This is a genomic window from Nocardia sp. NPDC058114 (genome assembly GCF_042884695.1).
GTDB lineage: Bacteria > Actinomycetota > Actinomycetes > Mycobacteriales > Mycobacteriaceae > Nocardia.
This window is the reverse complement of the sequence record NZ_JBHVTK010000013.1, coordinates 33,330-54,450: the sequence shown is the minus strand read 5'-3', so window position 1 is coordinate 54,450 and position 21,121 is coordinate 33,330. Positions and strand designations below refer to the sequence as shown.

The window sequence follows — 21,121 nt, the reverse complement described above, 5'->3', positions numbered from 1 at the left end:
TCGGCGTCCGGTTATCCCGGCCGCGGAATCGTCGGGTTGCGACGGTCGAGCTGACCGGAGAGGTCAGGCGAGACCGAGCAGCCGCTTCACGCGGGGGACGTCGACGGAAGCGACGGACTCCGTGCCTTCCAGACGACGAGTCCGGCGAGAGGACTTGTGCTCCAGGAGGTGGCGACGGTTCGCCTGCTCGCGAAGCAGCTTGCCCCGGCCGGTCACCTTGAATCGCTTCTTGGCGCCGCTGTGGGTCTTGTTCTTCGGCATGGATTCCTCTATCTAGTCGTTGAAATCGTTTTACTGCGGGTCGGCCGGCGCAGCCTGCTCAGCAGGCGCGGCCTGCTCGACCGGTGCGGCCGGTTCGACCGGCGCGGCCGGATCTGCACTCGCGGGACCGGTCGGCAGCGGCTGACGTGTCGCCGCCGGCGCCGAAGAGTCCTGCTGGGCCTTCACCCGCGTCTTCGCACCCTTGTGGGGAGCGAGGACCATGGTCATGTTGCGGCCGTCCTGCTTGGCCGAGGTCTCGACGAACCCGAGATCGGCCACATCGGAGCCCAGACGCTGGAGCAACCGGAAGCCGAGTTCGGGACGCGACTGCTCACGACCGCGGAACATGATCGTGACCTTGACCTTGGACCCGGCTTCGAGGAAGCGAACCACGTTGCGCTTCTTGGTCTCGTAGTCGTGGTCGTCGATCTTCGGACGGAGCTTCTGCTCCTTGATCACGGTCTGGACCTGGTTCTTACGGGACTCGCGCGCCTTCTGCGCGGTCTCGTACTTGAACTTGCCGTAGTCCATGATCTTGCAGACCGGCGGACGGGCATCGGGTGCTACCTCGACGAGGTCGAGGTCGGCTTCGAGCGCGACGCGTAGTGCATCTTCAACACGCACGATCCCAACCTGTTCGCCGCCGGGTCCGATGAGACGAACCTCGGGAACACGGATGCGATCGTTGATGCGGGTCTCAGTGCTGATGGGGCCTCCTAGGTCAAGCGGTGTCGTCTTAACGACCGCACGCAATAACTGCAACCCCTGATTCAACACGAAAGCCCCGCTGCGGTATTTCTCCGCGACGGGGCCCGATGTCGACCGATCGCCCACAGCCGATGCCCTCACGAGCTCGGTTGTCGACCCCCGCGCGCCAGGCACACGGGAAACCCACCACAATGAGCGGGTGACCGGGACCGTTTATCCGAACGATGGATCGCCGGTAACGGTGGGAGTCGGGCTCCACTTATCTGCCCCACGGATGCATGACACATCCAGGGGCGGTCGTCAGCGGAAAGTCTAGCATGGCGTTGGGCTATCACCGAATCGGCCGGGCGCGAGCAACCGCGATCGGGCTCGCTATAGCCTGATCAGCATGACTGACGAGCTCGATCCTCCTGTGCGCGACCTGGCCGACATCCCCGCTGTCGAGGTGATCAGCCGGGCCGCCGTGATGCTGATGAGTTCGGCCGCGGAGAAGCTGGGCCTGGCAGGCGAGAACCCGGATTCGGGCGCGGGCGTCGACCTCGACGAGGCGCGCCGGGTGATCACCGCACTGGCCGGACTGGTCACGGCCTCGGTGGAGTACCTCGGCCCGCACGCGGGCCCGATCCGCGAGGGTTTGCAGGCGCTTCAGCGCGCGTTCCGCGAGGCATCCTCGGTACCGGACGCGCCGGGGACGGGACCGGGCGAGAAGTACACCGGTCCGGTGCACTGACGTTCCGCACAACGAAAAGATCCGCCGGCGCAGTGCGTCGGCGGATCTTTTTCTGTGCTGCGAGCGAACGTCGCGACTCAGACCACGGGGGTCGGAGTGGGACCGCCGGGGGTGACCGAGACGGCCGAGCCGGAGGAGATCATGTTGGCGAGTGCGGTGAGCAGTGCCGCGCTTCCGGTATCCATTACAGGCGTTCCTTTCGAATCCAGGTCAGACGGTCGGCTTGGTGGGCTCGTAAGCCAACGATGACCCGCCGGCGAGGAAACCGAGAATCTGGGCGATGAGCGCCGTGGTGGCTTCATCCATGAGGACGTTCCTTTCGAACTACACGACGATCGAGCCGTCGACAAACCGCTACTACCCGGCATTCCGGGGACGGTGAGGCGAATGTTACCCACGGCTGTTTCACTTCGTGGCGCTTTCGGAAAGTCCCTGCCGGAACGTCTCGAAAAGGACCGTAGCCCGGCTCAGCGCAGCGCGGCCGCCTTTCGCGCCAACCGCTTGGCCGCGGTCGTCTCCGCCGGCGCCTTCTTCGCCGGGGCGGCTTTCTTCGCCGCCTTCTTCGCGGCGGGCTTCTTCGGCGCCGGCGCTGCCAGCACCTCCTTCAGGAACTGACCGGTGTAGCTGTCCGACACCCCGGCGATATCCTCCGGCGTGCCGGTGGCGACCACCGTACCGCCGCCGGAACCGCCCTCGGGGCCCATGTCGATGACCCAGTCGGCGGTCTTGATGACGTCGAGGTTGTGCTCGATGACGATCACCGTGTTGCCCTTGTCGACCAGTCCGTTGATCACCTTGAGCAGTTTGCGGATGTCCTCGAAGTGCAGGCCGGTGGTCGGCTCGTCGAGGATGTAGACCGTCCGGCCCATGGACCGTTTCTGCAGCTCGGCGGCCAGCTTCACGCGCTGGGCCTCACCGCCGGACAGGGTCGGCGCGCTCTGGCCCAGCCGCACGTAACCCAGACCGACCTCGACGAGCGTCTTGAGATAGCGGTGGATCGAGGTGATCGCCTCGAAGAAGTCGGCTGCCTCGTCGATCGGCATGTCGAGGACTTCGGCGATGGTCTTGCCCTTGTAGTGCACCTCGAGGGTTTCCCGGTTGTACCGAGCGCCGTGGCAGACCTCGCACGGGACGTACACATCGGGCAGGAAGTTCATCTCGATCTTGAGCGTGCCGTCGCCCGAGCAGGCTTCGCAGCGCCCGCCCTTGACATTGAACGAGAACCGCCCGGGCTGATAGCCGCGCACCTTGGCCTCGGTGGTGGAGGCGAACAGGGTGCGGATCTTGTCGAAGACGCCGGTGTAGGTGGCCGGGTTCGAGCGCGGGGTGCGCCCGATCGGCGACTGATCGACCTGCACCAGCTTGTCGAGGTTGTCGAGGCCGTTGATCCTGGTGTGCCGGCCCGGCACCTGGCGGGCACCGTTGAGCTTGTTCGCGAGAACGGTGGCCAGGATGTCGTTGACCAGGGTCGACTTGCCCGAACCGGAGACACCGGTGACCGCGGTGAGTACACCCAGCGGGAACGCCACGTCGACATTGCGCAAATTGTGTTCGGTGGCGCCCACGACGGTGAGCTTGCGCTTCTTGTCGATCGCGCGCCGCACCAGCGGCAGCTCGATCTGCTCGCGGCCGGAAAGATAAGCGCCGGTGAGTGATTCGGGCTCGGTCAGCAGCTCCTCATAGGGACCGCTGTGCACCACGCGACCACCGTGCTCGCCCGCGAGGGGACCGATGTCGACCACCCAGTCCGAGGCGCGGATGGTGTCCTCGTCGTGCTCGACGACGATCAGCGTGTTGCCCAGCTTCTTCAACCGCAGCAGCGTCTCGATGAGCCTGCGGTTGTCGCGCTGGTGCAGACCGATCGACGGCTCGTCGAGAACATAGAGGACACCGACCAGACCGGAACCGATCTGGGTGGCCAGCCGGATGCGTTGGGCCTCACCGCCGGACAGGGTCGCGGCCGCCCGCGACAGCGTCAGGTACTCCAGGCCGACGTCGAGCAGGAAGCCGAGCCTGGCCTGGATCTCCTTGAGCACCTGTCCGGCGATCGCGGTCTCGCGCTCCCCCAGCGTGAGCGCGTTCAGGAAGTGCGCGCAGTCGCCGATGGACAGTTCACTGACCTCGGCGATCGACTTGTCGGTGCCGTCCGAGGCCAGGGTGACGGCCAGGATCTCCGGGCGCAGCCGGGAACCGTTGCAGACCGGGCACGCCACATCGCGCATGTACCCGTCGTAGTGCTCTTTCATCTGCTCGGACTCGGTGTTCTCCATGCGCCGCTGCAGGAACGGCATCACGCCTTCGAAATCGGCGTAATAGGAACGCTTGCGCCCGTAGCGGTTGGTGTAGGACACGTGCACCTGGTCGGAGCTGCCTTCCAGCACCGCCTTGCGGGCCTTCGCGGGCAGATCGCGCCACGGGGTGTCCATCGAGAAGCCGACCGCCTCGGCCAGCCCGGAGAGCAACCGGTTGAAGTACTCGGCGGTCTGCCCGCGCGACCACGGGGCGATCGCGCCGTCGGCCAGGCTCAGGTCGGGGTCGGGCACCACCAGTTCCGGATCGACTTCCTTGCGGATGCCGAGGCCGGTGCAGTCGGGGCAGGCGCCGTAGGGCGAGTTGAAGGAGAACGAACGGGGCTCGAGGTCCTCGATGTCGAGGGGGTGGCCGTTGGGGCAGGCCAGACGTTCGGAGAAACGGCGCTCCCGGTCGTGGGCGTGCTCGTCGCGGTCGACGAAATCGAGCACCACGATGCCGTCGGCCAGGCGCAGCGCGGTCTCGATCGAGTCGGTGAGGCGCTGCTTGGAGGCCGCCTTGACCGAGAGGCGGTCGACGACCACCTCGACGTCGTGCTTCTCCTGCTTCTTCAGCTTCGGCGGATCGGTGAGCGGGTACACCACGCCGTCGACCCGCACGCGCGAGTAACCCTGGGTCTTGAGCTGGTCGAACAGGTCGACGAACTCGCCCTTGCGGGTGCGCACCACAGGCGCCAGCACCTGAAACTTGAGGCCGTCGTCCATCGCGAGCACCTGGTCGACGATCTGCTGCGGGCTCTGCTTTTCGATCAGCTCGTGGCAGACCGGGCAGTGCGGCGTGCCCGCGCGGGCGTAGAGCAGGCGCAGGTAGTCGTAGACCTCGGTGATGGTGCCGACCGTGGACCGCGGGTTGCGGTTGGTCGACTTCTGGTCGATCGACACCGCGGGCGAGAGCCCCTCGATGAAGTCGACATCCGGCTTGTCCATCTGCCCGAGGAACTGACGCGCGTAGGCCGACAGCGATTCGACGTAGCGACGCTGTCCCTCGGCGAAGATCGTGTCGAACGCCAGGCTCGACTTCCCGGAACCGGACAGACCGGTGAACACGATCAGGCTGTCGCGCGGCAAATCCAGGTCTACACCTTTCAGGTTGTGTTCCCGAGCTCCGCGCACAGTGAGGCGTTCCGCCACCTGGTGAATCCCTTCTCCATCGTCATCCGCCGACCGGACATATTCCCCCGTCGCCAATGCTAGGCCGGGGGTCCGACAAGTTTCGGTCCGCAGGCGAGCGGCCCCGTCGACCCAGGGCTCTGCGCAGGGGGCGTGACATTTCTCGTTCGCCGACAGGCCCCACGACCGAGATACGCGGATTATGTTGGACCACAAGGGGGGATCGCTCGACATGATGAAGGAGCCGGCGTGCTCGAGGTGTTCCTGGTCGACGACCACGAGATCGTGCGGCGAGGGTTGATCGACCTGCTGGAAGGTGATCCAGAACTCACTGTGATCGGTCAGGCGGGCGGCGTCGCCGAGGCGATGGTGCGCATCCGCGAGGCCCGCCCCGATGTCGCGGTCCTCGACGTGCGGTTACCCGACGGCAACGGCATCGAGCTGTGCCGCAACCTGCTGGCCGAATTCGACGACCTGCACTGCCTGATCCTGACCTCGTTCTCCGACGAGCACGCCATGCTCGACGCCATCCTGGCCGGCGCCAGCGGGTATGTGGTGAAGAACATCGACGGGATGAAACTGGCCGACGCGATCAAGCAGGTGGGCGCGGGCCACTCGCTGCTCGATACCCGCGCCGCCGACGCCCTGCGCGCCCGGCTGCGCCGCAGCGCCGAACCCTCCGGGCCGCTGGCCGGGCTCACCGACCAGGAACGCCGGCTACTCGAACTGCTCGGCGAGGGTCTGACCAACCGGCAGATCGCCGCGCGCATGTTCCTCGCGGAGAAGACGGTCAAGAACTACGTCTCGCGACTGCTGGCGAAACTGGGTGTCGAACGCCGCACCCAGGCGGCCGTCCTGGCGACGAAACTCCGCGAGCCGTGACGGTTCAGGACGGGACGACGATGGTGAGGTTCCCGTCGTAGCGGCGGTAGAGCAGGTTGCCGCGGCCGGTGTGGCTGTCGGTGAAGAACAGGTAGGGCAGCCCGGCGGCGCACAGCGCGTCGGAGGCCTCGTCCTCGGCGAAGACGGGAGCCGCGTCCTGCACCACCCGGACCGGCATCGCGCTCGCGGTCAACGGCAGCTCGACCGAGGAGTCCGCCGCGGCGGTGAGCCGCTGCCTGGCCAGCGCGACGCCGTGCGGGTCGGCCCACGTGACGATGGCGTCCTCACCGGTATCGGCGTCGGTGAACAGGTAGGCGTCGTAGTCCATCGCGTCCAGCACGGTGCTGGCTTCCAGCGGCGTTCCGGTCATCAGGGCACAGTCCTTGCGACGGATGATCGGCCGCGTCTCGGTGATCTGGGCCAGCGGCCGACGGGCCGGGTCGGGCCATGCGCCGCGCGCTTCCTTGCCCGCGCGGCGGGCGAGCTGACGGTCGAGCCGTTCGGCGGCGAAGGTGACCGCGAAACCGCCGGGGCCGGTGACCTGGACACGGGTGAAGGTGTCGTTGGTACGGATATTGGCCTGCACCAGGGTCGGCTCGTCGTACCCCTGCGGCGCGGTGACGCGCACCCTGGCCGGACTGTCGAGATGATGCCTGCGCATCACGCGGGTGATGGCCCGAACAGCACGGGTGACGTCCTGGGCCGGCACTTCGCCACGCGTGGTCACGGCGAGCTCCGGGTCCGCGGCGGTCGTCCAGTGCTGGGTGCTCGACAACGAATTCATCATGTGCCCCACTTCTCGATCCCAATTCCCGGTGCCCAATGCCACCACTACCGCCGGTGCGAGTGAAGGGCCGAAAGTCCCCTCATTGCGGACTAGACTTTGCTTCGACTCACTCGAGGAGCTGCGAAGACGGGGTACTGCGATGGCGAACGACGGTCGGGGCGGCCGCTATTCGGCTGACCAGACGGTGTCGCGGCAGATGTTGCGCAGCCTGCTCGGCGAGGTCGCCGATCGGGTCGAAGTGATGATCGGTTCGCGCGATCGGATGGACGGCCTCGTCGAGGCCATGCTCACCGTCACCGCGGGTCTGGACCTGGACGAAACCCTGCGCACCATCGTGCGGACCGCGATGAGCCTGGTCGACGCCCGCTACGGCGCGCTGGCGGTCCGCGGCCACGATCAGCAGGTCGCGCAGTTCATCGACGAGGGCATGCCGGATCAGATCCGCGACCGGATCGCGCGATTACCCGCGGGCCACGGCGTACTCGGCGCGGTGTTCGCGCACAAGGCGCCGCTGCGGCTGGCCGATCTCACCCAGCACGAATCCTCGATCGGGTTTCCGGCGGGACATCCGCCGATGCACACGTTCCTCGGTGTGCCCGTACGCATTCGGGACGAGGTGTTCGGCAGTCTCTATCTGACCGAGAAGTCCGACGGTCAGCCGTTCACCGAGGAAGACGAAGTCCTGGTACTGGCGCTGGCGGCCGCCGCGGGCATCGCGGTCGACAACGCGCGACTCTACGAGCAGGCACGCACCAGGCAGGCGTGGATCGAGGCGACGCGCGATATCGCGACGGAATTCCTGGCCGGTACCGAATCCGATCGGGTGCTCGGTCATGTGGTCGATCACGCGCGCGGGCTCACCGGATCGCATCAGGCGTTTCTCGCCTCGGTGCCGGTGCCCGACGAATTGCCCGGCGAGATCAGCGAATTGGTGGTCACCCAGTGGACCGGCCCCGATGCGGGCCAGGACTGGCAGACCATCCCGATCGCGGGGACGGTGGTGGGCGACGCCTTCAGCAGACGCACACCGCTGCGCTTCGACGACGTGTCGCAGGTGACACTGGGCGTCGAGTTCCCCGTGGCCGAATTGCCCGGCGCCGGACCGGCTCTCGTGCTGCCGCTGTGCACCCCCGATGCCACCCTCGGCGTCCTGGTGACGTTCCGGCCGCCGGGTTTCGCGCCGTATTCCGACGAGATGCTCGAGCTGACGGCGGCCTTCTGCGATCAGGCCGCGCTGGCGGTGCGGCTGGCCGACGCGCAGCAGCGGATGCGCGAACTCGACCTCGTCGCCGACCGCGACCGGATCGCGCGCGACCTGCACGACCATGTGATCCAGCGCCTGTTCGCGATCGGCCTCACCGTGCAGGCGACCCTGCCCAAGGCAGTGGTTCCCGAAGTGCGGCAACGGCTTTCGACGGTGATCATGGATCTGCAAGAGGTGGTGCAGGAGATCCGCACCTCCATCTTCGATCTGCACGCCAGCGGCTCCGGTCACAGCGAAGGGCTGCAGCAGCGCCTCGAGGTGGCGATCCGGCGCCAGACCTCCGATATCGCCCTGCGCGCGACGATCCAGGTGTCGGGCCCGCTGTCGGTCCTCGATCCGCAGCTGGCCGACCACGCCGAGGCGGTGGTGCGCGAGGCGGTGAGCAACGCGGTGCGCCATTCCGGCGCCGACACCGTCGCCATCGTGATCGAGGTGGCCGACGATCTGGTGATCACGGTGTCCGACAACGGCTGGGGCATCCCGAACCACGTCATCCGCAGCGGGCTGCGCAATCTCGAGCAGCGCGCGCAGGAGGCGGGCGGGTATTTCGAGGTCGGTCCGGCCAAACGCCCCGACGCCGACGGCAACCACCCCGAGATGCCGGGCACACAGCTGCGCTGGGCGGTGCCCCTGCCCCAGGACGCGCCGACGACCGGCGGGTTCGCCCTCGCCGCCGGACCCGAGACGGGCGAGGATTGAGTCAGGCCGCGGCCAGGACCACGGCGGCGTTGTTGCCGCCCATTCCCATCGACAGTTTCAGCGTCGCGCCGTCGAGCAGCGGGGTCGGGCCGTTGAGCAGTCGCGGGTGCGCGGTCGCCACAGCCGGCGCCGAGGCGACGATGCCGCGCTCGTAGGACAGCGAGATCGCGGCGACTTCGACCGCCGCGCAGGCGCCTTGACAGTGCCCGGTGAGCGGTTTGAGCGCGGCGATGGCGGGCCGGTCGTCGAAGACGGTGCGCATCACGTGGCGTTCGGCGGCATCGCACTGCCTGGTCCCGGTGCCGTGCGCGTTGTAGTACGCCACGTCGCCGGCGTCGATCCCCGCGTCGGCCAGAGCGCGCCGGACGCAGGCGATGATCTGGGTGTGGCTGGGATCGACCGAGACGACATGGAAGGCGTCGTTGGTCATCGCGCCGCCGAGCAGCCGCGCATAGGGCCGCTCGACCGCGTCGGTGAGCAGCAGCGCCACCGACGCCTCGGCCATCGTGAAACCGAGGGTGCCCTCCTGAAAGGGCCTGCAGGCGGTGAACGGGTCGGCATCGGCGATCGCGGCACCCAGACCGACGAAATGTTCGAGCATGTCCGGGGTGGCCGACAGGTCGGTGGTGATGCACAACACATCGTCGACCAGACCCGCGTCACGCCACATCTTCGCCGTCAGCAGCGCGACAGTGCCCGAACTGCACGCCGCCGACACGTTCATCGCGGGCCCATGGAAACCGAACTCCTGCATCACCACCGAAATGGGTGTCGACGGCAGCATCCGCAGATAGTCGCGTGAGCGCCGGTGGCCCTCGTCACGACGGTAGAAATCGCGCCAATCGGCGACATCGCCCAGGGTGAACGCGTGCACGAGGCCGACGGTGCGCCCCTCCCGGCGCCACCCGCGTTCCTGCGCGTCGGCGATCGCCTCGGCGGCCGCGGCGAACACGGCACGCCCGAACAGACCGGTTCCGTAGGCTGCGTCACCACCGTCGGGAATCAGCCCGACCCAGGCGTGCTGATCACGTCCGGGCCCGTAACCGGGGTACAAACGGGCTGCCGGTTTGCACCCCAACAATCCCTGCCACAGCGATTCCCGACCCCACCCGTAACCGGAGACAACACCCATGCCGGCGATCGACATAGAATCGAGGCGGTGGGTCATGCCGCCCGTGAGCACATCCAGTGTCACATCGCTCCTCGCGGATCTTCATGAAGGATCACCAGACTAGTCCGGTATGCCGTTCGCAGACCAGGCCGAGATCGGGGGTTTCGCAGTGGGAGAAGGAAGGACCGACGCGGCGAGCGCCGAGCAGCTCGCGCAGCGCTACCGGTCGCTGGTCGAACACACTCCCGATGCCATCTGTGTGCACGAGTCGGGGACGATCGTCTACGTCAATCCGGCGATGGTTCGCCTGCTCGGCGCCCGTTCGGTGGACGACCTGCTCGGCTTGTCGATCACCGACTTCGTCCATCCCGATTCCGTCGCGGCCATGCTCGAACGGATCGATCAGCTCACCGCCGAGGGATCGGCCTCGCCGCCCACCGACATGGATCTCGTCCGGGTGGACGGGCGCACGGTGCCGGTGCAGACCGTGTCGGTGCTCACGGTGTGGCAGGAGAAGCTCGCGTTCCAGGTGGTCGTGCACGATCTCACCGCCCAACGCGCGGCGGAGGCGTCGGCGCGGCAGGCGGAGGCGTATTTCACCACCGTGGTGTCGCAGCTGGAAGAAGGCGTGCTCGTCGTCGATCGGCGCGGTCGCCTCGAATCGATCAACCCCGCAGGCAAACGCATACTCGGCATCGCTGCGGAGGCCGAGCCGGTACTCGGACTGCACATCGACGAACTGCCCATGAAAATGCTCGACCGCGACGGCCGACCACTCGCGCCCGACCAGCATCCGATGGCGCGCACCCTCGCGACGGGAGAGGCGGTGACCCAGTTCATTTTCGGGGTCGAGCGCACCGACGGGCAGCTGGTATGGCTGTCGTGCAACTGCCGATTACTCAATCCGGACAGCCCGGAGTCGGCGGGGGTGTCCTCGTTCGCCGACATCACCGCGTTCCGGGCCAGCAAGCGCCAGCTCGAGTACCAGGCCACCCATGACGCGCTGACCGGGCTCGCGAATCGTTCCCTGATCCTGTCGCAGCTGTCCACGGCGCTGGCCGACGACGGCGGCACGCTGATCACCACGGTGCTGTTCATCGACCTCGACGGCTTCAAAGCGATCAACGACACCCTCGGGCACGCCATCGGCGACACGGTGTTGCAGATCGTCGCCCAGCGGTTGCAACAGGCGTTGCGCACCGAAGACCTGGTCGGGCGGCTCGGGGGCGACGAATTCCTGGTGCTGCTGGCCGGTCATCCGCAGCGCGCCGACCTGCCCGCACTGGTGGAGCGCCTGCGCGTGAAGATGGCGGAACCGATCATCGCCAGCGGTCACCGTCTCGAGGTGAGCGCCTCGGTCGGCATCACCGAACTCGGCCCGCACGAACGGCGCACGCCCGAAGCCGTGCTGCACGACGCCGACCTGGCAATGTACCGCGACAAGCCGTCGGCCCATCGTGAGCTCGGTCTCGGTCAGAATCGACGCTCGAACAACACTCACGCCTCCTGACAGACTGGTCGGCGTGATCGTCGAACACGCGCTGTTACCCGTTCGCCCCGGCGCCGCCGCCGCTTTCGAAGCGGCCTTCGCGCAGGCGTATCCGATCATCGCGGGAATGCCCGGTTTCGGTGGGTTGTCGTTGTCGCGCTGTGTCGAGCGGCCCGACTGCTTCCTGTTGCTGGTGCGCTGGGAGCAGCTGGCCGACCACACAGTGGGATTCCGTGAGTCACCGGAATATCAGCGCTGGCGTGCGCTGTTGCACCACTTCTACGAGCCTTTTCCGGTGGTCGAACACTTCACGCCGATCCTCGGCGACGAAGTGTTCCCGGTCGCGGCGGCCCTGCCCGCGGACACGTAGACTCGACAACTCTGTTCTCAACGCGGTGACAAAGGAGTCCTGTTTTGCCCGACCGCCTCGCCGACGCCTCCCCGGCCGCGCACAACCGCGAGATCGAACAGGAGCAGCAGTACCTCTCGGTGCTCTACGACCGGCTCGACGGCATGCGCGACTACGCGCAGAACCGGCTCAAGACTGTGCTCCTCGAATCCGGTGGCACACCGCAGGCGCGCAGTGAGCGCGAGTCCTTCACCCAGCTCTACAACGAGGACCTGTCCAAATACGACGCCGCCGAGCACGGTCTGTGCTTCGGCCGGATCGATCTGGAAGGCACCGAGGACGCGGCGCGCTACATCGGCAGGCTCGGCATCCTCGACGAGGACAACGACTACGAGCCGCTGCTGCTCGACTGGCGTGCTCCGCTGGCCCGACCGTTCTACCTGGCCACCACCGCCAATCCCGAGAACGTCACCCGGCGCAGGCACATCCGCTCGCGCAACCGCGCGGTGACCGCGATCAACGACGAGTACCTCGATCTCGATGCCGCCGAGCGCGACGGTGTGGTCGGCACCGACGACGGCGTCGGTGGTGAGAGCGCGCTGCTGTCGGCGCTCAACGCCGCCCGCACCGGGCACATGAACGACATCGTCGAGACGATCCAGAGCGAACAGGACGCGATCATCCGCTCCGAGCACAAGAGCGTGCTCGTGGTGCAGGGTGGGCCGGGCACCGGCAAGACCGCCGTCGCGCTGCATCGCGCGGCCTTCCTGCTCTACACCTATCGGCAGCAGCTGGCCAAGAGCGGCGTGCTGATCATCGGCCCGAACGCCACCTTCCTCGACTACATCGGCCAGGTGCTGCCCTCGCTCGGCGAGACCGGCGTGCTGCTGTCGACCATCGGCGACCTGTACCCGGGGGTGAAGGCGGTGCGCGAGGATTCGCTGCGCGCCGGGGAGATCAAGGGTTCCCTCGACATGCTCGAGGTGCTCAAGCAGGCGGTGCGCGACCGTCAGGAAGTGCCGTCGGAGCCGGTGCGTCTGGCGTTCGACGGCTACCCGGTGACGCTGGACCGCAAGATCGCGACCAGGGCGCGTGGGCGGGCCCGCTCCTCGCGACGCCCGCACAACCTGGCCAGGCCGATCTTCGCGTCGTCGGTGATCGACGCGCTCACCGACCAGCTCGCCGCCACGATGGGCGCCGACCTGTCCGGCGGCACGAGCCTGCTCAGCTCCGCCGACCTCAGCGAGATCGGCGACGAGATGCGCGCCGACCCGCACGTGCAGGCCGCGATCAGCGCGCTGTGGCCGGTGCTCTCGCCCCAGGAAGTGCTCGCCGACCTGCTCGCCGACCCGGCGCGTCTCGACCGCGCCGCCAAGACGTTGAGCCCCGAGGACCGCGCCGAGCTGGTGCGCTCCGACGACGGCACCTTCGGCGCGGCCGACGCCCCGCTGCTCGACGAGCTGGCCGAGCTGCTCGGGGTCGACGACACCGAGGAACGCGAACGCTCGCGTCGCCGGTGGCGAGCCCAGATCGAGGAGGCCCAGGACGCCCTCGACATCCTCACCGGTTCCGCCCCGCAGGACATCGAGGACGAGCTCGATCCCGAGATCCTGATGGCCTACGACCTGATCGACGCCTCCCAGCTGGCCCAGCGCCAGGAATTCGGCAACCGCCAGACCACCGCCGAACGCGCCGCGGGCGACCGGACCTGGACCTACGGGCACGTGATCGTCGACGAGGCACAGGAGCTTTCGGAAATGGCGTGGCGCATGGTGATGCGGCGCATCCCGAATCGCTGGATCACCGTCGTCGGCGACGTCGCCCAGACCGGTGATCCGGCCGGCGCGTCGTCCTGGCAGCGGGTGCTGGAACCGTATGTGGCACAGCGCTGGAAGCTCACCGAGCTCACGGTGAACTACCGCACTCCCGCCGAGATCATGGCGGTCGCGGCCGATGTGCTCGCCGAGATCGACCCGGGTACCAAGGTGCCGCGTTCGGTGCGCGAGACCGGCAATCCCCCACGCGCCTACCGGGTGTTGCCCGCCGACGTCGCGGGCGAGGTGGCGCGGTTGCTCGAGGTCGAGCACGGTCCGGGTACCTCCGCGGTCCTCGCTCCCGCGACCCTGGTACCCGAATTATCCTCGCTGGCAGGTGAATCCGTTCAGGTCCTCACCGTGCACGACGCGAAGGGCCTCGAGTTCGACCGGGTGTACCTGGCGGAGCCACAGGCGATCCTGGACGAGTCCCCCCGCGGACTCAACGACTTGTACGTCGCGCTGACCCGCGCGACCCAGCGACTGGCCGTGGTGCACACCGAGGACCTCCCCGAGGTGCTGTCCGCGCTCGAACCGGCCTGAGACACAAGGAAGGCCCCTGACCGCAGTCGGTCAGGGGCCTTCCTCGTCGAACTAGCGGACGGTGTGCACGATCAGCACGTCCGAACGGGACTTGCGGGCCACGTCCGAGGGGACGGAGCCGAGCAGGCGACCGGTGAGGGTGTTGAGGCCTCGGTTGCCGACGACGAGCAGGTCGGCGTCCACTTCGTTGACGAGGTCGAGCAGCGAATCGACCGGCTCGCCGACGATCGCGCGGTCGACGATGTTCTTCGCACCGGCGGCCAGCGCCTTCTCCCGGGCGACGTGCAGGATCTCGTTGGTCGGGGCCGAGCCACGGACCTGGTAGGCCTCGTCCTTGAGCACATCGGCGGCAGCGGCGACGTCGCGGTCGTCGGTCGGGAAGTAGGCGCAGGCCAGCACGAGAGTTGCCTCAGCGTCCCCGGCGAGCGCCGCGGCCTTCTCCACCGCCACGTACGACGAATCCGAGCCATCAGTACCGACGACAATGGTCCGGTAGGCGGTCATCTCTCCTCCAACTTGGTCGGTGCCAGCACCGAACCACTCGGGAATCGAGCGTCAGCGCGGCAATTGGCTCGACCCTAACGCCAAATCAGGCCGATTTATCAGAAATCGCAACAGATCACACCGGGAGTGTTGGCGCTCCTGCCCGATGTCACGGTGGCCCTCGCAACAATCGAGAAGATTCACCTGCGGCAACAAGACCGCAGTTCGAAGAAATTGTGGCCTATCACAACACGATCAACGACGTAGTGCGGCTGGGACTTTGATCACATCAACCGGAGAAACTGGGGAACCCACAGGCCGCGCTTCCGGTGCCGGTATTCGCCGCCACGGTCACCGTGGCGGGGGTGATCCACCAGCTGTTGAGATAGCTGTCGACTTTCGCCGTCAACTGGTGCGAGCCGGCGGCGGCGGGACGCCAGGAGGTCTTGGTCTCGCCGATCGCCGGGATCGCGACCGTGTCGATCACGTCACCGTTGTCGTAGAAGGTCACCGGTGCGCCGGCGTGGCCCGAGCTGTAGCCGACGACGTTGACCGCGACCACCGTGTAGGAACAGCCGACCTTCGGATCGGCACTCGATACGCTGACCCGCTGGCCATCCGAGATGTCCGCGTGCGCGCCCGGCGCGAGCAGAGCCGTGGCGGCCAGCGCGGTCGCGAGGGCGGCGCCGAGACGGGCGGTCCGATCGAATGATGTTGTCACTGTTGATGTCCTGACTTCTCCACGCAGCAACGGCCGCTGCGAATGCGGTGACACTATCGACGAACACCGCTGTTCCAAGGTGGAACGTTAATATTTCAGACCCCCTACTTCTCGGGTCTGGACGCACCCGGTCAGCGCGCCGTGGGGACAGCGCTCACCGCCTGTGCGCTGCGCGCGTATTCCGTCGGCGACATCCCGATCTCGGCGGTGAATTCGCGGCTGAAATGCGCCTGGTCGAAATAGCCGAGCTGGGCCGCGAGTACCGCGAGATCAGGGCGGCCGTGCGCGAGCAGATCGGCGGCGTCCTGCAATCTGAACCGGCACAGCACCCACTTCGGGCCTGCCCCGACATAGCGGCGGAACAGGCGTTGCAGGGTGCGGATCGGAACGGCGAAACGATCGGTGACCTGGTCGACCCTGGTCAGCTCCGGATCGTTCGCCATGGCGGTGACGATGCGGGTCACCAGCGCGTAGTGCGGATCGTCGGTGCGACCACGGCCCGCGAAGAACTCCTCGACGATGTCGCGGCGGCGCTCGTCGGACTGTTCGGCCAGCACTCGGTCGGCCAGGCCCGCGGCCTCGGGCAACACCGCGCACAGCGGGGCCGAATCATCGCGCAGTGCGCCGACATCCATGCCGGTGAAGGCACCGAATCCGCCGGGGGCGAACCGGATGCCGAAGGTCTCGCCTTCCCCGGCGAGCTCGCGCACGTACTTCGTCGTGCACACCCCGGTGACGAAGCCGCCGGTGCGGATGGTGCTGCGTTCGAAGGTGACGTTCACACACGGGAACGACAGCACCTGCGCCGAATAGCTGGGCCGGCCGCGCAGATCCCACCGCACCACCCAGTACCGGTCCGCGAACTCGGCCAGCGCGGGCCCGACCCCCAGCCGGTTCAGCGACCGGTGTCTCGCCTGCTCCTCCGGGTGCAGGATTCCTTTCACATCACCGGGATCCGGCGCCGCCGTCATCATCGGCCGATCTGTCGCGTTCTTACAAGACGGGCCGTCGGCCGCGGAGCAGGATCGTATCCATGACCAATCCCGTTGCGCCCATTCCGGAGGGCTACCACTCCATCACCTGTTTCCTGGCCGTGCCGGACGGAAACGCGGCCATCGACTTCTACACCGCGGTCTTCGAGGCGAAGGTGCTCAGCCGCGCCGATCTGCCCGACGGCCAGCCCGCGCACGCCGAACTGCTCATCGGGGATTCCACCCTGCAGCTCGGAATGCCCATCCCCGACAACAATGTCCGCGCCCCCGAGGACTGGGTGCACACCTCGGTGGTGCACTACTGTCCCGACGTGGACGCGGTGATCGCCCGCGCGCTCGCCCACGGTGCCCGCAGCGCCGAGGAACCGCAGACCTTCGTCACCGGAGATCGCTTCGGCGTGGTGATCGACCCCTTCGGCCACCGCTGGGCGGTGATCACCCGCGTCGAGGACGTCTCGAAGGAGGAGGCCGACCGCCGCGTCGCCGCGTGGATGGCCGAGCAGGCGTAGCGCCCCGCCGGGCCGGGTCCGCAGCGGCCTCGCCTCCGAGCAGCACCCGCGCGATCGGTCGCGCGACTCGGGGGCGGGGTCGCCCGGGGACCGTGGCGCCGGCATGGTCAAGAAATCCCCGCGGCGTCCATCCCGCGCAGCTCCTTCTTCAGGTCGGCGATCTCGTCACGCAACCGGCCCGCCAGCTCGAACTGCAATTCGCGGGCCGCGTTCATCATCTGCGCGGTGAGTTCGGTGACCAGGGCGGCCAATTCGGCACGTGGCATCGACTTCACATCGCGTTCGGCGTAGATACCCGAGCTGGCCCGGCCCGGTTCGCCCTGGGCGCGCCTGCCGCGGCTGGCATTGCGGCCCGATCCGCCGACGGCCACCTCGTCCTCGGCCTCGGTGTACACCTGATCCAGGATGTCGGCGATCTTCTTGCGCAGCGGCTGCGGGTCGAGGCCGTTCTCGGTGTTGTAGGCGATCTGCTTGGCACGGCGACGGTCGGTCTCCTCGATGGCGTGCTGCATCGAGTCGGTGATCTTGTCCGCGTACATGTGCACTTCGCCGGACACGTTGCGCGCCGCGCGGCCGATGGTCTGGATGAGGCTGGTGCTCGACCGCAGGAAGCCTTCCTTGTCGGCGTCGAGGATCGCGACCAGCGACACCTCGGGCAGGTCGAGGCCCTCACGCAGCAGGTTGATGCCGACGAGCACGTCGTATTCGCCCAGGCGTAGCTGCCGGAGCAGTTCGACGCGCCGCAGCGTGTCGATCTCGGAGTGCAGGTAGCGGACCTTCACACCGAGGCCGAGCAGGTAGTCGGTGAGGTCTTCGGACATCTTCTTGGTGAGTGTGGTGACCAGAACCCGCTCGTCGCGCTCCGACCGCTCACGGATCTCGTGCACCAGGTCGTCGATCTGCCCCTTGGTGGGCTTGACCACGACCTTCGGATCGACCAGGCCGGTCGGGCGGATGACCTGCTCGACCACCTCACCGCCGACCTGACCCAGCTCGTAGTTGCCCGGTGTCGCCGACAGATACACCGCCTGGCCGATTCGACCGGCGAACTCCTCCCAGGTCAGCGGCCGGTTGTCGACCGCCGACGGCAACCGGAAACCGAAATCGACGAGGTTGCGCTTACGCGACATGTCACCTTCGAACATGCCGCCGATCTGCGGCACCGTGACGTGCGATTCGTCGATCACGAGCAGGAAGTCGTCGGGGAAGTAGTCGAGCAGCGTCGCAGGCGCCGAACCCGCCGGGCGCCCGTCGATGTGGCGCGAGTAGTTCTCGATGCCCGAGCAGAAGCCGACCTGACGGATCATCTCCAGGTCGTATTCGGTGCGCATGCGCAACCGCTGAGCCTCGAGCAATTTGCCCTGACGTTCCAATTCCTCGAGCCGCGCGGCCAATTCGGCCTCGATGTCGCCGACCGCGCGCTCCATCCGCTCCGGACCGGCCACGTAGTGGGTGGCCGGGAAGATGCGCGCCGAATCGACCTGGCGCACCACGTCACCGGTGAGCGGGTGCAGGTAGTAGAGCGCCTCGATCTCGTCACCGAAGAACTCGATGCGGATCGCCAGCTCCTCATAGGACGGGATGATCTCCACGGTGTCGCCGCGCACCCGGAAGGAACCCCGGGTGAACGACATGTCGTTGCGGGTGTACTGCACGTCGACGAGCAGCCGCAGCAACGCGTCGCGGTCGATCTCGCCGCCGACCTCGAGCTGCACCGACCGGTCCAGATACGACTGCGGGGTGCCGAGACCGTAGATGCACGACACCGAGGCGACCACCACGACATCGCGACGCGAGAGCAGACTCGAGGTCGCCGAGTGCCGCAGCCGCTCGACGTCGTCGTTGATCGAGCTGTCCTTCTCGATGTAGGTATCGGTCTGGGCGATGTACGCCTCGGGTTGGTAGTAGTCGTAGTACGAGACGAAGTACTCGACCGCGTTGTTGGGCAGCATCTCGCGCAGCTCGTTGGCCAGCTGCGCGGCCAGGGTCTTGTTCGGTGCCATCACCAGCGTGGGGCGCTGCAACTTCTCGATCAGCCAGGCGGTGGTCGCCGATTTACCGGTACCGGTGGCGCCGAGCAGGACGACGTCCTTCTCCCCCGCGTTCACCCGGCGCTCGAGCTCGGCGATGGCCGCGGGCTGGTCGCCGGCGGGCGAGTACTCGCTGACCACCTCGAATCGAGCGCCCGAGCGCTCGATCGTGCCGACGGGGCGGTGTTCGGAATGGGCGATCGGGTGACCCCGCTCTTCGTACCCTTCCGTCGGGATCTCGGTTGCGAATGCCATGGATCCAGCTTAGGCGCGACCACTGACACGTTTGCGCTCCAAGCGAGCCGCCGCCCGTCCGCCACACCCCGCGCCGCGCCGAGCGCCGCCGGTCGGGTCGTGGTCGTTCTGGTGAACTTCTGCTCATCGATGCCGTCGCGGCACTGCGCGACTGTGACGACAGCCACCGGCAAGCAAACCGTCGGCGACCCCCATTTCGCCTGGTCGAGGGGACCGCCCACGAACGCGGCGAATGCCCGGCACTTCGCGCGATGTCCGAAAAGTCCCTTGCGCCAAGGATATTCGACGATCGAGGCGCCGAATCGACCACGCCACAACTCCCGATGCGGGCGTACCCTGAGTTGATCATCGGACGTGGTGAAGGACAAGGCCATGAGCGTTCTACTTCCCCTGCTCGTCGCGGCTCCCGCGGTAACCGGATTCGCCGGCTATTTCGCCAGAGAGATACGCGGCCCGCTAACACCGACCACCGTCACCACGACCGTCGCCCCCTCTGCCAGACCCCGGGTCGAATACTTCGACCTGGCCGAGCTGACCAGCACCGACGCCAAGGGCTACATCCGCCCGGTCGACCGGTACGAAGTGCAGCCGTGGGGCATCTACCTGGCCCGCATCCTCGACCGGCCGCACGGTCGCTACGAGGAGTCGTGGATGCTGCCCGGCCAGGCCATTCGCGCCACTATCAGCCACGACCGGCCCGGCCATCACCGCAGCCACGACTACGTGCTCGACATCATCGAGTGCGTCCAGGTCGGGCCGAAACGGTGGCGGGCCACCGACTACTTCCTCGACATCGCGGTGCGGCGCGGCCGGTCCTCGACGCTGTCGGGGTCCAGCGAACTGCTCGCCGCGCACGCCGCGGGCCATGTCGGCACCGAGCACGCCGACCGGGCGTTCGAGCGTGCCGCGCGCGTGCTCGACGGGCTGGCGGCCAACGACCACGATGTCGAACAATGGTTGCGGTCGCAGGAGATCACCCTGACCTGGATGTGACCGGCGACCGGGCGCGGGTCGGCACGCGCCGGTAGATTCTGCGCTCATGACGCAGGCATCCACCGTGCACGTGCATCCACCCAAGGTCGAGTACTTCGACGTCGCGGCCGGAACGAACACCGATCCCAAAGGTTTCGTCCGGCCGGTGGAGATCTATCGGGTGGAACCGTGGGGCCTGTACATGGGTCGCCACTCCGATCACGCGCACTTCCACTACCTGGAATCGTGGGTGCTGCCGGAGCTGTCGCTGCGGGCGTCGAAGCTGCACTACAACCCCGGCGTCGAGCAGTGGCAGGACATCTATGTCGATGTGGGCGCGTTCACCAGGGAGTCGCCGACGCTGTGGCGCTCGGTCGACCACTACCTCGACGTACTGGTCCGCACTCGGCGTGATGTCCGGCTCGTCGACGTCGACGAGCTGCTGGCCGCGCACACCGACGGCCTGCTGGACGCCGCGCAGTGTCAGGCGGCGATCGAACACGCCACCGCGGCGATCGACGGGATCGCCGCGCACGGCTATTCACTCGAGGAGTGGCTGAGCACCTTCGGGATGACGCTGACCTGGCGCCGAAACGACGAACCGCCCGGACCTCGGTAGGCGGGTCCGGGCGGTGCGGGGAGTCGGTATCAGCCGGCCGACAGGCTCGGGAACAGATCCGCGAGGCCACCGCCGCACGACGCGCTTCCGGTGCTGCCCGCCGCACCCACGGTGACGGTGATCGAGTCGCTGATCAGCAGCTGACGCGCTTCGAGCTTGTGCTGGCCCGCCGTGGTCGGCTTCCAGGTGATGCTCACGGTGCCCGAGAGCAGCGACGGCGACACCGGGCTGCCCGGAATATCCACGCCGTTGTCGGTGAACTTCACCGAGGTCAGCCGGTCGACCTCGACGCTGGCGGTCAACTTGTAGCTGCAACCGACCTTGTGGTCGGTTCCGGCCACGCCGAGATTGCCGACCCAGGCCGAGGCCTGCGGAGCGGCCAGCACGAGGCTGGCGGCGACGGCGCCGAGTGCGGTGATGCCGAAGCCCGCACGGCCGAACTGACGGTGATGTGTTGTCATACGCGCTACAACTTCCCTGTGAA

The 21,121-nt window shown here is 67.5% G+C and carries 19 protein-coding genes; 9 read left to right on the top strand and 10 right to left on the bottom strand.

The genetic code is table 11. The features are described from left to right. Positions 1-63: 63 nt before the first annotated feature. Positions 64-261, bottom strand: a complete 198-nt coding sequence (rpmI, locus tag ACFVVI_RS31840) for a 50S ribosomal protein L35 (RefSeq protein WP_056824456.1) — start codon at positions 259-261, stop codon at positions 64-66. 30 nt (positions 262-291) lie between these two features. After that, positions 292-1,023, bottom strand: coding sequence for a translation initiation factor IF-3 (infC, locus tag ACFVVI_RS31835; RefSeq protein ID WP_378637346.1), 732 nt, complete (start codon positions 1,021-1,023; stop codon positions 292-294). A gap of 334 nt (positions 1,024-1,357) precedes the next feature. On the opposite strand from infC, the gene ACFVVI_RS31830 reads away from it, so the two are divergent. Then, positions 1,358-1,699, top strand: a complete 342-nt coding sequence (locus tag ACFVVI_RS31830) for a DUF1844 domain-containing protein (protein ID WP_378637057.1) — start codon at positions 1,358-1,360, stop codon at positions 1,697-1,699. 467 nt (positions 1,700-2,166) lie between these two features. On the opposite strand, the gene uvrA is transcribed toward ACFVVI_RS31830, so the two are convergent. Further along, on the bottom strand, positions 2,167-5,139 hold the full coding sequence (gene uvrA / locus ACFVVI_RS31825) for an excinuclease ABC subunit UvrA (RefSeq protein ID WP_378994130.1): 2,973 nt from the start codon (positions 5,137-5,139) through the stop codon (positions 2,167-2,169). A 228-nt stretch (positions 5,140-5,367) separates the two neighbouring features. Here uvrA and ACFVVI_RS31820 point away from each other — a divergent pair, with 228 nt between their 5' ends. Further along, positions 5,368-6,000 (top strand): response regulator transcription factor, encoded by a 633-nt coding sequence (locus ACFVVI_RS31820; RefSeq protein WP_056824462.1) that lies wholly within the window; start codon positions 5,368-5,370, stop codon positions 5,998-6,000. A 4-nt stretch (positions 6,001-6,004) separates the two neighbouring features. Here the strand turns inward: ACFVVI_RS31820 and ACFVVI_RS31815 are convergent, their stop codons facing one another. Next, a complete protein-coding gene (locus ACFVVI_RS31815; RefSeq protein ID WP_378994128.1) occupies positions 6,005-6,787 on the bottom strand; it encodes a sigma 54 modulation/S30EA ribosomal C-terminal domain-containing protein in 783 nt (260 codons plus the stop codon). A gap of 139 nt (positions 6,788-6,926) precedes the next feature. Between ACFVVI_RS31815 and ACFVVI_RS31810 the strand changes: the two genes are divergently transcribed. Then, positions 6,927-8,750: a GAF domain-containing protein gene (locus tag ACFVVI_RS31810; RefSeq protein WP_378994126.1), complete on the top strand. Its 1,824-nt coding sequence runs from the start codon at positions 6,927-6,929 to the stop codon at positions 8,748-8,750. A gap of 1 nt (position 8,751) precedes the next feature. On the opposite strand, the gene ACFVVI_RS31805 is transcribed toward ACFVVI_RS31810, so the two are convergent. Beyond that, the gene (locus ACFVVI_RS31805) at positions 8,752-9,897 is read right to left on the bottom strand and encodes a beta-ketoacyl synthase N-terminal-like domain-containing protein (RefSeq protein WP_387448210.1); all 1,146 of its coding nucleotides are present in this window, start codon (positions 9,895-9,897) and stop codon (positions 8,752-8,754) included. Between the two features lie 94 nt (positions 9,898-9,991). Here ACFVVI_RS31805 and ACFVVI_RS31800 point away from each other — a divergent pair, with 94 nt between their 5' ends. From ACFVVI_RS31800 to ACFVVI_RS31790, 3 genes are read left to right on the top strand one after another with little or no spacing between them, the layout of a single operon-like run. Further along, entirely contained in the window at positions 9,992-11,371 is a 1,380-nt protein-coding gene (locus ACFVVI_RS31800) for a diguanylate cyclase domain-containing protein (protein ID WP_379317105.1), read from the top strand. 13 nt (positions 11,372-11,384) lie between these two features. Further along, on the top strand, positions 11,385-11,720 hold the full coding sequence (locus tag ACFVVI_RS31795; RefSeq protein ID WP_378994121.1) for an antibiotic biosynthesis monooxygenase family protein: 336 nt from the start codon (positions 11,385-11,387) through the stop codon (positions 11,718-11,720). Positions 11,721-11,764: 44 nt separating this feature from the next. Continuing rightward, positions 11,765-14,056: a HelD family protein gene (locus ACFVVI_RS31790; protein ID WP_387448106.1), complete on the top strand. Its 2,292-nt coding sequence runs from the start codon at positions 11,765-11,767 to the stop codon at positions 14,054-14,056. A 51-nt stretch (positions 14,057-14,107) separates the two neighbouring features. On the opposite strand, the gene ACFVVI_RS31785 is transcribed toward ACFVVI_RS31790, so the two are convergent. The 3 genes from ACFVVI_RS31785 to ACFVVI_RS31775 form a co-directional block, all read right to left on the bottom strand. Next, on the bottom strand, positions 14,108-14,560 hold the full coding sequence (locus ACFVVI_RS31785) for a universal stress protein (RefSeq protein WP_378661184.1): 453 nt from the start codon (positions 14,558-14,560) through the stop codon (positions 14,108-14,110). Between the two features lie 268 nt (positions 14,561-14,828). Next, the gene (locus ACFVVI_RS31780; protein WP_378994117.1) at positions 14,829-15,260 is read right to left on the bottom strand and encodes a hypothetical protein; all 432 of its coding nucleotides are present in this window, start codon (positions 15,258-15,260) and stop codon (positions 14,829-14,831) included. Positions 15,261-15,391: 131 nt separating this feature from the next. After that, on the bottom strand, positions 15,392-16,234 hold the full coding sequence (locus ACFVVI_RS31775; protein WP_378994115.1) for a helix-turn-helix domain-containing protein: 843 nt from the start codon (positions 16,232-16,234) through the stop codon (positions 15,392-15,394). Positions 16,235-16,293: 59 nt separating this feature from the next. Between ACFVVI_RS31775 and ACFVVI_RS31770 the strand changes: the two genes are divergently transcribed. Then, a complete protein-coding gene (locus tag ACFVVI_RS31770; RefSeq protein ID WP_379317382.1) occupies positions 16,294-16,761 on the top strand; it encodes a VOC family protein in 468 nt (155 codons plus the stop codon). 107 nt (positions 16,762-16,868) lie between these two features. Here ACFVVI_RS31770 and uvrB read toward each other — a convergent pair whose 3' ends face one another. Continuing rightward, the gene (gene uvrB / locus ACFVVI_RS31765; protein ID WP_378994113.1) at positions 16,869-19,046 is read right to left on the bottom strand and encodes an excinuclease ABC subunit UvrB; all 2,178 of its coding nucleotides are present in this window, start codon (positions 19,044-19,046) and stop codon (positions 16,869-16,871) included. 372 nt (positions 19,047-19,418) lie between these two features. On the opposite strand from uvrB, the gene ACFVVI_RS31760 reads away from it, so the two are divergent. Together ACFVVI_RS31760 and ACFVVI_RS31755 are read left to right on the top strand one after the other, a co-directional pair. Next, positions 19,419-20,039 (top strand): DUF402 domain-containing protein, encoded by a 621-nt coding sequence (locus tag ACFVVI_RS31760; RefSeq protein WP_387448103.1) that lies wholly within the window; start codon positions 19,419-19,421, stop codon positions 20,037-20,039. Positions 20,040-20,085: 46 nt separating this feature from the next. Then, positions 20,086-20,637 (top strand): DUF402 domain-containing protein, encoded by a 552-nt coding sequence (locus ACFVVI_RS31755; RefSeq protein ID WP_378994109.1) that lies wholly within the window; start codon positions 20,086-20,088, stop codon positions 20,635-20,637. A 29-nt stretch (positions 20,638-20,666) separates the two neighbouring features. Here the strand turns inward: ACFVVI_RS31755 and ACFVVI_RS31750 are convergent, their stop codons facing one another. Continuing rightward, positions 20,667-21,098: a hypothetical protein gene (locus ACFVVI_RS31750; protein ID WP_378661173.1), complete on the bottom strand. Its 432-nt coding sequence runs from the start codon at positions 21,096-21,098 to the stop codon at positions 20,667-20,669. Between the last annotated feature and the right edge of the window lie 23 nt (positions 21,099-21,121).